This is a genomic window from Acidobacteriota bacterium (assembly GCA_016716715.1).
GTDB lineage: Bacteria > Acidobacteriota > Thermoanaerobaculia > UBA5066 > UBA5066 > Fen-183.
In genome coordinates, this window is record JADJVE010000002.1 from 214,284 (window position 1) to 226,855 (window position 12,572).

At 70.6% G+C, this 12,572-nt stretch carries 13 protein-coding genes; 6 read left to right on the plus strand and 7 right to left on the minus strand.

Translation table 11 applies throughout. From position 1 onward, the window contains the following. Window positions 1–112: 112 nt before the first annotated feature. The 3 genes from IPL89_03485 to IPL89_03495 are packed head-to-tail and all read left to right on the plus strand — an operon-like array spanning window position 113 to window position 2,165. A complete protein-coding gene (locus IPL89_03485) occupies window positions 113–490 on the plus strand; it encodes a hypothetical protein (GenBank protein ID MBK9062244.1) in 378 nt (125 codons plus the stop codon). A gap of 12 nt (window positions 491–502) precedes the next feature. Continuing rightward, on the plus strand, window positions 503–1,369 hold the full coding sequence (locus IPL89_03490) for a DUF692 domain-containing protein (protein ID MBK9062245.1): 867 nt from the start codon (window positions 503–505) through the stop codon (window positions 1,367–1,369). Beyond that, window positions 1,362–2,165 (plus strand): putative DNA-binding domain-containing protein, encoded by an 804-nt coding sequence (locus tag IPL89_03495; GenBank protein MBK9062246.1) that lies wholly within the window; start codon window positions 1,362–1,364, stop codon window positions 2,163–2,165. Before IPL89_03490 ends, IPL89_03495 begins: the two co-directional genes overlap by 8 nt. A gap of 4 nt (window positions 2,166–2,169) precedes the next feature. Here the strand turns inward: IPL89_03495 and IPL89_03500 are convergent, their stop codons facing one another. The 4 genes from IPL89_03500 to IPL89_03515 are packed head-to-tail and all read right to left on the minus strand — an operon-like array spanning window position 2,170 to window position 5,455. After that, complete coding sequence (locus IPL89_03500) at window positions 2,170–2,403, minus strand: CDGSH iron-sulfur domain-containing protein (GenBank protein MBK9062247.1); 234 nt, start codon at window positions 2,401–2,403, stop codon at window positions 2,170–2,172. 11 nt (window positions 2,404–2,414) lie between these two features. Next, window positions 2,415–2,909, minus strand: a complete 495-nt coding sequence (locus IPL89_03505) for a thioredoxin family protein (protein ID MBK9062248.1) — start codon at window positions 2,907–2,909, stop codon at window positions 2,415–2,417. 9 nt (window positions 2,910–2,918) lie between these two features. Beyond that, complete coding sequence (locus IPL89_03510) at window positions 2,919–4,883, minus strand: hypothetical protein (protein MBK9062249.1); 1,965 nt, start codon at window positions 4,881–4,883, stop codon at window positions 2,919–2,921. Further along, the gene (locus IPL89_03515) at window positions 4,880–5,455 is read right to left on the minus strand and encodes a TIGR00730 family Rossman fold protein (protein ID MBK9062250.1); all 576 of its coding nucleotides are present in this window, start codon (window positions 5,453–5,455) and stop codon (window positions 4,880–4,882) included. The genes IPL89_03510 and IPL89_03515 overlap by 4 nt, the downstream gene beginning before the upstream one ends. A 69-nt stretch (window positions 5,456–5,524) precedes the next feature. Here IPL89_03515 and IPL89_03520 point away from each other — a divergent pair, with 69 nt between their 5' ends. Beyond that, window positions 5,525–6,112 carry an NUDIX hydrolase gene (locus IPL89_03520; protein ID MBK9062251.1) on the plus strand — a complete coding sequence of 196 codons (588 nt, stop codon included), beginning with the start codon at window positions 5,525–5,527 and terminating at the stop codon, window positions 6,110–6,112. 13 nt (window positions 6,113–6,125) lie between these two features. Here IPL89_03520 and IPL89_03525 read toward each other — a convergent pair whose 3' ends face one another. From IPL89_03525 to IPL89_03535, 3 genes are read right to left on the minus strand one after another with little or no spacing between them, the layout of a single operon-like run. Further along, window positions 6,126–7,973 carry a long-chain fatty acid--CoA ligase gene (locus IPL89_03525; GenBank protein MBK9062252.1) on the minus strand — a complete coding sequence of 616 codons (1,848 nt, stop codon included), beginning with the start codon at window positions 7,971–7,973 and terminating at the stop codon, window positions 6,126–6,128. A gap of 43 nt (window positions 7,974–8,016) precedes the next feature. After that, window positions 8,017–9,222, minus strand: coding sequence for a hydroxyacid dehydrogenase (locus tag IPL89_03530; protein MBK9062253.1), 1,206 nt, complete (start codon window positions 9,220–9,222; stop codon window positions 8,017–8,019). A 7-nt stretch (window positions 9,223–9,229) separates the two neighbouring features. Continuing rightward, window positions 9,230–10,456, minus strand: coding sequence for a DUF1015 domain-containing protein (locus IPL89_03535; protein MBK9062254.1), 1,227 nt, complete (start codon window positions 10,454–10,456; stop codon window positions 9,230–9,232). Window positions 10,457–10,572: 116 nt separating this feature from the next. Here IPL89_03535 and IPL89_03540 point away from each other — a divergent pair, with 116 nt between their 5' ends. Further along, complete coding sequence (locus IPL89_03540; GenBank protein ID MBK9062255.1) at window positions 10,573–10,845, plus strand: RNA-binding protein; 273 nt, start codon at window positions 10,573–10,575, stop codon at window positions 10,843–10,845. Continuing rightward, window positions 10,842–12,572, plus strand: coding sequence for a D-aminoacylase (locus IPL89_03545; protein ID MBK9062256.1), 1,731 nt, complete (start codon window positions 10,842–10,844; stop codon window positions 12,570–12,572). The genes IPL89_03540 and IPL89_03545 overlap by 4 nt, the downstream gene beginning before the upstream one ends.

Genomic DNA, 12,572 nt, shown 5'->3' on the forward strand with positions numbered 1-12,572 from the left:
CCACCCCTGCACGTGGAGCGACAACCCTGAGACAGAGTCTTTGATCCAGTCGCAATCTCACTTCCGTAGTGGTATGAAGAACCCGCACCTCGAGCGCATTAAAGGAGGACCCATGAATCGTCGCCAGTTCGCCGCCACCCTCGGTGCCGCCGTCGCCGGCCTCGTCGCCGGCAAGACCCTCCTCGCCGACGACAAGCCCGCCGACAAGCCCGCCAAGCACGCCTGCAAGGGCTTGAACGCCTGCAAGGGCCAGGGCGGCTGCGCCACGAAGGAGAACTCCTGCGCGGGCGCGAACGCGTGCAAGGGCAAGGGCGGCTGCGCCACCGCGGCCAAGCACGACTGCGCCGGCAAGAACGAGTGCAAGGGCCAGGGCGGCTGCAAGTCCGGCGACAACAAGTGCGCCGGCAAGAACTCGTGCAAGGGCAAGGGCGGCTGCGCCAGCCCGATGAAGAACGCGATGAAGCCGAAAGCCGCCGCGCCAGCGAGCTGACCTCCGATTTCCATGGGTGACCGCTTCGGGCTGCCCGACCTCGGCGTGGGGGTCGGGCTCCGCACCGTCCACTTCGGACACATCCTCGCGAAGAAGCCCGACGTGGACTTCTACGAGGCCCTCACCGAAAACTTCCTCGACACGGGCGGGCGTCCGCTTCACGTCCTCGACCGCGTTGCGGAGCGGACGCCCGTCGTGCTGCACGGGGTCTCGATGTCGATCGGCGGGACCGACCCCCTCGACTTCGACTACCTCCGGAAGGTCAAGTCGCTGGCACACCGGACGAAAGCGCTCTGGGTGTCGGACCACCTCTGCTTCACGGGCGTCATGGGCCGCAACACGCACGACCTCCTCCCCCTCCCCTACACGGAGGAGTCCCTGAAGCACGTCACGAAGCGCGTCAAGACGGTCTCGGACGTCCTCGAGCGGCCGCTCGTCCTCGAAAATCCGTCTTCTTACGTCGAGTTCCGCGCGTCGACGATCCCCGAGTGGACGTTCTTCGACCGCCTCCTCCGGGACGCCGACTGCGGAATGCTCCTCGACGTCAACAACGTCTACGTGAGCTCCGTCAACCACGGCTTCGATCCCGTCGCCTACCTCGACGCTCTCCCCCACGACCGCGTCGTCCAGTACCACCTCGCCGGCCACACCGACAAGGGAACGTACCTTCTCGACACGCACAGCGCGCGCGTGAAGGACGAGGTCTGGAGCCTCTTCCGCCACGCGAACGCTCTCACGGGCCCGCGCGCGACGCTTCTCGAGTGGGACGAGGACATTCCGGACTTCGAGACCGTCCACGCCGAGGCGAAGAAGGCGCTCGCCCACCGGCCTCCCCTCGTTCGGGTCGAAGCCCGCGTGACCGCGGCCGCCCATGCCTGAACTTCGCGCGCTCGAACGCTGGATGCAGGCCTCGATCGTGCACCCGGGCACGATCGAGGAGGCGATCCGCAGCCGCGCCGCCACGCGGCACGTCCCGCTGCGCGAGGCCGAGCGCGCGATTCTGCCCTCGAAGACGATGGCGCCTCTCGAGCGGCTGGCCGTCTACCAGGGCATGTACCCCCTCCGGATGCACGACGCGCTCGCAGCCGACTATCCGGGGCTCCGTGCCTTTCTCGGACACCACCTCTTCGAGCACTTCGTGGCCGACTACGTCGCGGTCCACCCGTCGCGGAGCTACACGCTCAACCGGCTCGGCGACCACGTCCCGGACTTCGTGAAGACGTGGCATCACCCGAAGCGCGCGTTCCTCGCGGACCTCGCCCGGCTCGAGCTCGCCGTCACGGAGACGTTCGACGCGGAGGACGATGCCGCGCCCGCGGCCCCGCCCGCGCACGTCGACTCCGACTGGGAGAGCCGCCGGTTCGGCATCGCGCCGACGCTGCGCCTCCTCGCCTTCCGGCACGCCGCCGGGCCCGCGCTCGACGCGCTCAAGGCAGGACGAAAGGCCTCGACCCGCCCGAAGGCGTCGTGGGCCGCCGTCCACCGCCGGAGCTTCGTCGTCTACCGGCTGGACCTCTCGCGCGGGGAGTTCCACCTGCTGGCGGCGCTGGCCGCCGGCGAGAGCCTCGGGAAGGCGCTGCGCCTCGCGGCGCGCAAGGCGCGGAGCCCGCTCTCCCCCGCGGCCGTCCGCAAGGCATTCCGCATCTGGACCTCGGAGGGGATCCTCCGGGCCTGAACGGTCAGGGCTTCGGCTTCGGGGGCGGCAGCTCGCGCGCCACGACCTCGGATTTGAAGCCCGCGCGGGCGTGCGAGCCGTCGCAGAACGGTTTGTTCTCCGAGTGGCCGCAGCGGCAGAGCCCGATCGAGGTACGGCCCGACAGCCCGAACGGCTGTCCCGCGGCATCCTCGAGCGTGACGGGGCCGCTCACGAGGAGCGAGCCGTCGTTGCGAACGGTGATCTTGACGTCGGTCACGGGGCCTCCGATCAGGTCTTCTTTTTCTTCTCGGCTTTTTCCGCCGTCAGGAATCGCTGGCGCGCGCCCTTCAGGAACTCGATTGCCAGCGCCGGCCCGTCCCAGCCTTCCATCGTGATGCCCTTGTCGAATCCGGGGCGCGACACCACGAGAGTGGGAAAGCCGCGCAGGCCGTAGCGGTTCGCGAGCGTGACCATCTCGGGCGAGTTCTTCCCGCGCACCTCCTCGCGCACGAGGATCGGGACGTAGTCCTTCGCGATCTGGTCCGCGACCACCTTCTGCGAGAAGACCTGCTGCTCGAGGAGGTGGCAGGGGCCGCACCAGTCGGCCGTGAAGAAGTAAAGGGCGAGCTTGCCCGCCTTCTTCGCCTCGGCCTCGCCCGCGACGATGGGGCGCCACTTGACGAGGCTCGGCGACGCCGCGTGCGCGCGGCCGGCGGCCGCCAGGAACGCGAGGGTGACGACGAGCGCGCCCATCGGGCGCCGGAAAACGGGGGCTCCTGTCATGCCCGGATGTTAGCGCGGCGGCGCGGCCGCGGCGCCCGCATCCGAGCCGTCCGAGATCTCGGAGCTGAGCTCCCGGAAGCTCCGCGGCCACTCGGACGGCGGCCGGCGCAGGGCGTCCTGCATGGCGCGCGTCCGGATCCCGCGGGCCGCCTCGGCGAGGAGACCCGCGGCGTACGCATACTGGCCGCGATCGCGCGCGCGAAGAGCCTGCACGAGCACGACCGGAGGCGCGCGCCGGACGCGGTCCGGAAGCTCGTCGGCGAACGCGTGCGCGGTTTCGTCCTGTCCCGACAGGCGCAGGCCCTCGAGACGGATGGCGGCCATGTATCCCGACGGCAGCAGCGCGAAGAGCGTCTCCGCGATCCGCGCCGCACGGTCCGGCCGGCCGATGTCGAGATTCCGGAGCGCCTGGTCCGCGAGGCCCGCGTACCAGGCCGGGTTATAGGTTCCGGGGCGCTCGCCGCGCGGGTGCCGGAAGCTCATGAAGAGGTGCGGCCAGCGGAACGGCGTCGTGAGGTAGTTCACGAGCGGCGTCCGCGTCGTGATCATCGGCGAGGGCGGCGGCAGGTCCGGAACGGCGTCCGGATGCGCGGCCAGCCAGGGCGGGCGCAGCAGCCTTTCGCGGCGCTCGTCGTCGCCGAGGTCCGCGAACCGGACCCCGAGGAGGAAGGGGTGCAGCCGGAACGCCGAGAAACCGGCGTCGGACGCCGCAGGAACGTAGCGCCAGAGCCGGTACGTGCCGTTCTCCTCGCGCGGTGGCCGGAACGAAGCGGGATATTCCGCGTACAGCTCCGGCGAGACTCGGCCAAGCCCGGTCGACGAGACGTAGAAGAAGGACGCCGCCTCGGATTCGAACGTCCCGAGCGCATTGACGCCGATCCCGAGCGCGACGAGCGTCGCCCCGGCCGCGCGCCCGAGGCGCGAGGCCGCGGCCGTTCCCGCGATGGCGGCGAGAACCGGCACGAGCGGGACGAGGAAGCGTGGCCCCCAGCCGCCGCTGCCGTCCCAGGCCCACCACCGGGCGTACACGGCGAAGAACGCCACGCCAAGCGCGGCGACGGCGACCGCCGCGGCGCGCGTGGTGACCGCCCGCGTCAACAGGACGAGGCCGACGATCGCAAGAATCGCAAGCGGGAAATAGAGCAGAAGCCCCTTGTTCGGCCCGACGAGGAGCCGCCAGGCTCCGTCGAGGAACGGGTGTGCGAATTTCTGGTCCCCGTAGGACGAGAACGGCTTTCCGAAACGCACGAACTCGAACGCGAGCATCGCGGCGAGGGGCGCCGCGGCGCCCGCCGCCGCCGCGGCCACGAGCCGGAGCCGCGCGCGTGACGGAGGCCAGACGGCCGGGACGAGCGGCAGGAGGGCCAGCGGCGCGAACACGAGGTTCACGGATTTCGTGAGGACGAGCCAGCCCGCGAAAAAGCCGGCGGCCGCGGCCCGGCGCGTGGCTGCTCCGGCACCGTCCTCGGCCGCCCGCACCGCGAACAGGAACGCGAAGACGAGACAGGCCGCCTGGAGCGGCTCGGAGAACCCGTAAGCCGTGTAAGCCCACAGCGGCGATCCGAGAGCCGTCCCGAAGACGGCGAGCCCCTGGCCGAACGCGCCGGCGCCGAGCGCCGCGGCGAGCAGTCCGGCGCCCGCCGCGGCCGCCGTCACCAGAAGCACTTCGAGGAACACGAACAGGGTCTGCGAGGTGCGGGCCCCGAACGCCGCTTCCCAGGGCCGCGCAAGGGCGGCGAAGGGGGCCTCCACGAGCGGAAGGCCCATGCCGTAGGGCGCCACGGCGTCGCCTCCGGCCCGCGCGATGCTGAAGTGCTGGTTGCGGGAGATTCCGATCTCTCCCGTCGTCGCAATCGAGATCGCCGTGTAGAGCATCTGCTGCTCGTCGCTCACGGTCCCGAACGTCCGTTCCTCGGCCGTCGCCGCGAGCAGAAGGAACGCCGCCGCGACGCAGGCGGCGAGGCTGCGGCTCACCGCCGGTCCTCGCCCCCGTGGGCCGGCGGCGCCGGACGAGATGCGCCCGCGAGCGCTCGGCGCACTGCGGCGGCCGGGTCGGTCTCGACGGCGAAATAATCGGCGCCCTCGCGGGCGAATCCCTCGTCCGCGATCCTGCGCGTCGCCGCGAGAAGAGGGTCGAAGAAGCCGGAGCGGTTGTAGAGGACGATCGGGCGTGCGTGGTGCCCGAGCTGCCGCCAGGTCACGATCTCGAAGAACTCGTCGAGCGTGCCGTATCCGCCGGGCAGCGCGAGGAAGCCGTCCGCCATGTCGGCCATGAGCGCCTTGCGCTCGTGCATCGTGTTCACGACCTCGAGGCGCGTGAGGCCGCCGTGCGCGACCTCCTTCGCGAAGAGGCCGGCGGGAATCACGCCGTAGGCGATGCCGCCCTCCTCGAGCACCGCGTCCGCGAGGACGCCCATCAGCCCGACGCGCCCGCCGCCGAACACGAGCCCGGCGCCCGCGCGGACGATCTCGCGGCCCACCGCCGCCGCCTCGTCGGCGTACGCCGTCGAGACGCCGGCGCGCGCTCCGCAGAACACGGCGAGCATGGGGCGGTCGAAGGGCGGGGCCATCCCCCGGATGATGCCCGATCCCGCGCCGCCTGCTAAGGTCCGCCCGTGGAATCGCCCGATCGGCTCGATCCCGCCCGCGCCGCCCTCAGGGCCGCCCTCCTCCGCCACGTTCCGGCCGACGGCCGCGAAGCGGGCGATCGTGCGGCGATCCTCGCGCTCGTCGAGACGGAGCCCGGCTGTTTCGCGCGGAAGACGTTCGCGCCGGGACACGTCACGGGCAGCGGGTTCATCGTCCATCCCCCGTCGCGGCGCGTTCTCCTGCATCACCACCGGCGGCTCGACGCATGGCTGCAGATGGGCGGCCACGACGAGGGCGAGAGCGACCCGCGGGCGACGGCGCTCCGCGAAGGCGCCGAGGAATCGGGCCTGACGGACCTCGTCCTCCTGTCGCCGGAGATCCTCGACGTGGACGTACACCCGATCCCGGCGGGAAAGGGCGAGCCGCCCCACCTCCACCACGACGTGCGCTACGCGCTCGCGACGCTCGCGCCGGACGCGATCCGCCGGGACGACGCCGAGTCGATCGCCCTGCGCTGGTTCTCTTTCGAGGAAGCGGCCGCCGCGATGGACGACGCCGACGCGACCCGGGCCCTCGACCGGCTCACCCGGCTGCTGGACGGCGCGCGGCGCTAGCGGGTAAGGGCCGTCAGCGCCCTTCGAGGGTGTCCGCGTTCGCGTCTTCGAGAGCCGCCGCATCCGCGTACATCTCGTCGATGACGTCGCGGTATTTCGAGACGACGACGCGGCGCTTGATCTTCAGCGTCGGCGTCAGCTCGCCGCCCTCGATCGAGAAGTCCTCCGTGAGGAGGCGGAACGCACGGATCTGGCGCTCGTGCGGCTCGTCGCCGTTCAGGATCTCGATCGCCTGCTTGAACAGGGACAGCACCTTCGCGTCCGCCACGAGCTCCTGGCGGGTCCGGTAGGACACGTTCGCGCCCATCGCCCAGCTCTCGAGCTTCTCGAAGTTCGGAACGACGAGGGCCGAGAGGAACTTCTGCCGGTCGCCGATCAGGACGGCCGAGGAGACGAAGCGAACGGCCTTGAGCGCGGCCTCGATCGGAGCCGGCGCGATGTTCTTGCCGTAGGCGTTGATCAGGATTTCCTTCTTGCGGTCCGTGAGCGTCAGAAAACCGTCGAGGTCGAAGGAGCCGATGTCGCCCGTGAGGAACCAGCCGTCGGCGTCGAAGACGCTCGCCGTCTCCTCCGTCTTCCGCCAGTAACCGCCGTCCATGATGCTCGGTCCTTTCGCGAGGACCTCGCCGTCCGGCGCGATCTTGAGCGTGACCCCCGGGATCGCCCGGCCGACGGTGCCGAGACGCCACTCGCCAGGCCGGTTGCACGTGAGGACAGGGCTCGTCTCCGTGAGGCCGTAGCCCTCGTAGACCTCGACGCCCGCGGCCCAGAAGAACGCCGCGACGTCGTGCGCGAGGGGTGCGCCTCCCGAGATCGCGAAGAGGAACCGGCCGCCGAGGCGGGCCTTGATCTTCCCGAAGACGAGACGGTCCGCGATCCGGTACTTGAGCCGGAGGAAGAACGGCGGTTTCTCGCCGGACTCGACGGCCCGGAGGTGCATCGCGCCGACCTGCACGCCCCATTCGAAGATCGCGCGGCGCAGGGCCGGGGCGGCGTCCACGGCGTTGCGGACGCGCGCGAGCATCTTCTCGTAGACCCGCGGCACGGCGGCGAAGCAGTGCGGCTTGATCTCGGCGAAGTTCTCGGAGAGCTTGTCGATCGATTCCGCGTACGCGATCGTCGTCGCGCGAGAAAAGAAGAGGTAGTCGACCATCCGCTCGAAGACGTGCGAGAGCGGCAGGAACGACAGCGCGACCATGTCCGGCGTCACTTCGAACAGCGTCGAGCAGGTCGCGACGTTCGCGACGAAGTTGCCGTGCGTCAGGATCGCGCCCTTCGGCTCGCCCGTCGTTCCCGACGTGTAGATCATCGTCGCGAGGTCGGTTGGAAGGATGGACGAGGCGCGTTCCTCCCACGCCTCGGGGTCCGCCGCGAGGGCCGAGAGCCCCTTCTGGACCACCGTCTCGAACGGGACGGCCCGGCCCGCGCTCCACGGGACCTGCTCGAGCACGACGACGTGCTTGAGCTCCGGGCAGCGGTCGCGCACGTCGAGGACCTTCTGGAGCTCGATCGCGTTCGAGACGACGACGACCTTCGCGAGCGAGTCCCGGAGGATGTACTCGACCTGCGGGGCGAGGTACGAGGTGTAGATGGGGACGGTCAGCGCTCCCAGCGAGAGCGTCGCGAAGTCCGTCATGGGCCACTCGGGCCGGTTCTCCGAGAGGATTGCGACGCGATCCTGCCGGTCGACGCCGAGGAGGGCCAGCCCGAGCGCCAGCCCCTTCGTCCGCTCCTCGAACTCACCCGCGGAGACGGGCTTCCAGGCCCCGTCCACCTTCGAGACGAGCAGATCCGCCTTCCCGCTCGCGGAGGCGTGGCGGAAGTAATCGACGAGAGTTCTCGCGGGAAGGGCTTCGATCACGTGCGTCGCCTGGAGATTATGCCGAATCGCCGCGTTCCGGCGCTCACAGGACCGTCATTCCCACGGAAAGGACGTCCGCGCAGCCCGACCGGATGTCTTCGAGGACGGCCGGGCCGGGGCCCTGGTCGACCTGGATGCGGGCGCACGCCGCCTCGGCGCCGGCGAAGACGACGTTCTCCGTCTGCTGCACGTTGATCCCGGCGGCCCTGAGGACGCCGAAGACGTGCGCGAGAACGCCGACGCGGTCGCGGTGCCGCACCGTGAGGAGATGCGTCGCGGGAGTCCGGCTCGCGAGGTTGACGGCGTTCGGGATCGCACCGGTCGCCGCGAACGCGGCGACGATGCGGACGGTCTCGGCCGCGATCGCGTTCTGCGCCTGCTCCGTCGAGGCGCCGACGTGGTGCGTGCCGATGACGCCGGGGAGCTTCACGACGTCGTCCTCGAACGTGCCGCTCCCGCCGGCAGGCTCCTTCTCGAAGACGTCGAGACCGGCCCGGATCCCGCGCCCGGCGATCGCCTTGCGCAGGGCGGCCGCGTCCACGATCTCGCCGCGGCTCGTGTTCACGAAAAAGGCCCCCGGTTTCAGCGCCTCGAAGAACTTCGCGTCCAGGAAGCCCTTCGTCTCCTTCGTGAGCGCGCAGTGGACCGACACGGCGTCCGAAGCGGCCGCGAGCGCGTGGATCGAGTCGGCGCGCGCCACGCCGAGACGCTCGGCGTGGTCGTCGTCGAGCGAGCGGCTCCACGCGACGACGGGCATCCCGAACGCCTGGGCGCGCGTCACGACCTCGAGGCCGATCGCCCCGAGGCCGATCACGCCGAGCGTCCGGCCCGCGAGCCCCTTCGCCTTGCCGTACTCGGCCTTGTTCCAGACGCCGCTGCGGAGGTCGACGGCCTGCTCGACGAGACGCCGGTCGAGCGCGAGAAGAAGGCCCCACGCCAGCTCGGCGACCGCGATCGCGTTCTTGCCGGGGCAGTTCGAGACCGCGACGGCCCGCGCGGAGGCGGCCGCGAGGTCGATCGTGTTCACGCCCGCTCCCGCCCGGACGATCAGAGAGAGACCGGAGGCCTTCTCGATCTCGGCCGCGGTCACCTTCGTCGAGCGGACGACGAGGACGTCGGCGTGCGACTCCGCGAGCCGGGCCCCGAGAGTCTCGCCCTCGAGCTTCGGCTCGTAGAGAACCTCGCACCCGAGGGCCGAGAGACCGGCGAGGCCCGACTCCTCGAACTTGTCGGCGACGAGAACCTTCATGCGCTCCTCAGAAGCGGTGGACGAAGAGGCCCGAGCGCAGCTTCGGCTCGAACCACGTGGACTTCGGCGGCATCGTGACTCCGGCGTCGGCGATCGCCATGACGTCCGAGATCTGCGTCGGATACATCGCGAACGCGACCGCGCCGCGCCCCGAGCGCACGCGCTCCTCGAGCTCCGAGGTGCCGCGGATCCCGCCGACGAAGTCGATGCGCGGGTCCGTGCGCGGGTCGCCGATGCCGAGGACGGGGGCAAGGAGGCGATCCTGAAGAAGAGAGACGTCGAGGGCGGAAACCGGGTCGTTTCCGGAGACCGGCTCGCGAGGTGTGATGGTCTGCCAATTTTCTTTGAGGTAAAGAGAGAAGGTCCCGCGGCGGCTCGGCTCGGGCGCTTCGGCAGGCTTCACGTCGAACCGCTCTTTGACCTTTCTAAGAAAATCTTCTTCTCCCAGTCCCCCGAGATCCTTCACGACCCGGTTGTACGGGAGGATCGCCAGCTGGCGGTCCGGGAAGATCGCCGCCGGGAACCAGTTCACGGGGTGGTCGTCGGCGAGGGGGCCCTTCGCCGCGAGCGCCGCCCGGGCGCGGGACGCGGACGCGCAGCGGTGGTGGCCGTCGGCCACGTAGAGGAGCGGCACCGCCGCGAACGCCGAGACGAAGAACGCGACGTCCGTCTCCGGGACGAGCCAGAGCGTGTGCCGGACCGCGTCGGGCGCTTCGAAATCGAACTCGGGCCTCTGCGCCGTCACGGCCGCCACGCGGGCGTCGATTGCGTCGACGGCGCGGTACGTCAGGAAGACCGGCTCGGCGTGCGCGGATTGCGTGAGCAGGTGGCGGACGCGGTCGTCCTCTTTGTCCTTCCGGGTCTTCTCGTGCTTGCGAATGACGTCCGTGTCGTAGTCGTCCACGGAACAGGCCGCCACGAAGCCGTCCTGCGACCGCCCTCGCCAGGTCTGGCGGTAGATCAGGAGGCGCGGCACGGGGTCTTCGACGAGAGTGCCGTCGGCGAAAAATCGGTCGAGGTTCTCCCTCCCCTTCGCGTAGACCTCGTCGGCGTGAATGTCGGTCGTCTCGGCGAGGTCGATCTCGGGACGGCAGACGTGGAGGAACGACACGGGATTGCCGGCCGCGAGAGCGCGGGCTTCCTTCGTGTCGACGACGTCGTAGGGCACGGAGGCGACGCGCGCGGCGAGCGCCTTCGGCGGGCGGCCGGAACGGAACGGTCGGATGCGAGCCATGGGCGGAGAGTATCAACCGGACGCCCCGGCCGGTGGCCCCGGGGGGGCCGGACTTGCGCCGGGTGCTAGACTTTTTCCATCGATCGGACCCCGGTGAGGTGAAAGGAATCCGCGGAATGAAACTGTACGTCGGCAACCTCTCCTACGGCGTGAACGATTCGTCCCTCCGGGCCCTGTTCGAGGCGTACGGCGCGGTGGAGTCCGCCACCGTCGTCGCCGACCGCGACTCCGGCCGTTCCAAGGGCTTCGGCTTCGTGGAGATGAGCGACGCGGACGCCCAGAAGGCGATCCAGGCGCTCAACGGCTCCCAGCACGACGGCCGCACGATCCGCGTGAACGAGGCGCGCCCGAAGACCGATGCGCCCCGCGAGTCGAGGGGCCCCCGCTGATCCGTCCGGGAGCGTCCGGCGGCGCCCCCCTCCCGCTCAAGAGAATCCTGACGGCCGCGGTCCTCCCGATCGCGGCCTTTTTTCTTCTGACCGGCGCCGGGCCCTCGGGCGACGACCTCGTCTTCACGGGCGCGCGCGTCCTGGACGGCACGGGCGCCCCGTGGTTCCGCGCCGACGTCGCGGTCGCGGGCGGCCGCGTCGCGGCCGTCGGCCATCTGCCCGAGGCCCGCCTCTCCCGCGCCGCGCGGCGGATCGAAGCATCCGGCCTGTACCTCGCGCCCGGATTCATCGACCTCCTCGGACAGTCCGAGTACAACGTCCTCGTCGACGCCCGGGCCGCCTCGAAGATCACCCAGGGCATCACGACCGAGGTCACGGGCGAGGGCGGCTCGATCGCCCCGAACGACGAGCGGATGTTCCGCGATTCCGAGACGACGTGGAAGCGCTACGGCGTCCGCGCGGACTTCTTCACCCTCGCGGACTACTTCGGCCGCTTTGCCAAGGCCCCGCCCGCGATCAACCTCGGCACGTTTGTCGGAGGCGGCTCGCTGCGCGAGCTCGTGATCGGCGCCGAGAACCGGCGCGCGACGGCCGGCGAGCTCGCCCGCATGTGCGACGAGGTCGAAAAGGCGATGAAAGACGGCGCGCTCGGCCTCTCGTCGTCGCTCCAGTACGTTCCCGACATCTACAACTCCACCGACGAGATCGTCGCGATGGCGAAGGCCGCCGCGAAGCACGGCGGCGTGTATTTCATCCACCAGCGCTCGGAGAGCAACGCGATCGACGCGTCGCTCGACGAGGTCTTCCGGATCGCGCGCGAGGCGCGGATCCCGACGAACGTCTGGCACCTCAAGACGGCCTACAAGCGCAACTGGGGCCGGATGCCCGCCGTCCTCGCCCGGCTCGAGGCCGCGCGGGCCGAGGGCCTCGACGTCGCCGCCAACCAGTACCCGTGGATGGCTGCGTCGAACCCTCTCGACGCCTGCCTGCCGCCGTGGATGCGCGAGGGAGGCCGGGACAAGCTCCTCGCGCGGCTCAAGGACCCCGGCCTGCGCGAGAAGGCGAAGGCGGACATGGCCCGCGACGCGGACGACTGGCAGAACCAGTACTTCGGCAGCGGCGGCCCGTCGCGGATCCTCGTGTCGGCGGTGCTCACGCCCGCGCTCAAGCCGCTCGAGGGCAAGTCGATCGAGGAGATCGCGGCGGTGCAGAAGAAGGACCCGCGCGACGCCCTGATGGACGTCGTCCTCGCGGACGGCGCCCACGCGTCCTGCATCTTCTTCTGCATGGACGAGGAGGATGTGAGGTCGGCGCTCAAGCACCGGCTCGTGTCCTTCTGCACCGACTCGGGCGCCTCCGCGACGGACGGCATCCTCTCGGAGGAGAAATCTCACCCGCGCGGCTGGGCCTCGACCGCCCGCATCCTCGGAACGTACGTCCGGGACGAGAAGGTCCTGCCGCTCGAGGAGGCCGTCCGCAAGATGACGTCCTTCGCGGCGGCGCGCGCGGGCCTGAAGGACCGCGGCTTTCTCAAGGAAGGCTTCCCCGCCGATCTCGTCGCGTTCGATCTCGCGAAGGTGAAGGCCGTCTCGACGTACGCGGACCCGCTCCGGTACTCGGAGGGGTTCCCGTACGTGGCCGTCAACGGCGCGCTCGTCGTGGACGGCGGCCGGATCACCTCGGAGCGCCCAGGACGGGCGCTCCGAGGGCCCGGGTTCGCGCGCTGA

Bases quoted from the DNA above. Each gene is read 5' to 3' on its own strand.
- IPL89_03485 (MBK9062244.1), top strand. From the start codon at position 113: ATGAATCGTCGCCAGTTCGCCGCCACCCTCGGTGCCGCCGTCGCCGGC.
- IPL89_03490 (MBK9062245.1), top strand. From the start codon at position 503: ATGGGTGACCGCTTCGGGCTGCCCGACCTCGGCGTGGGGGTCGGGCTC.
- IPL89_03495 (MBK9062246.1), top strand. From the start codon at position 1,362: ATGCCTGAACTTCGCGCGCTCGAACGCTGGATGCAGGCCTCGATCGTG.
- IPL89_03505 (MBK9062248.1), bottom strand. From the start codon at position 2,909: ATGACAGGAGCCCCCGTTTTCCGGCGCCCGATGGGCGCGCTCGTCGTC.
- IPL89_03515 (MBK9062250.1), bottom strand. From the start codon at position 5,455: ATGCTCGCCGTGTTCTGCGGAGCGCGCGCCGGCGTCTCGACGGCGTAC.
- IPL89_03530 (MBK9062253.1), bottom strand. From the start codon at position 9,222: ATGAAGGTTCTCGTCGCCGACAAGTTCGAGGAGTCGGGCCTCGCCGGT.
- IPL89_03535 (MBK9062254.1), bottom strand. From the start codon at position 10,456: ATGGCTCGCATCCGACCGTTCCGTTCCGGCCGCCCGCCGAAGGCGCTC.
- IPL89_03540 (MBK9062255.1), top strand. From the start codon at position 10,573: ATGAAACTGTACGTCGGCAACCTCTCCTACGGCGTGAACGATTCGTCC.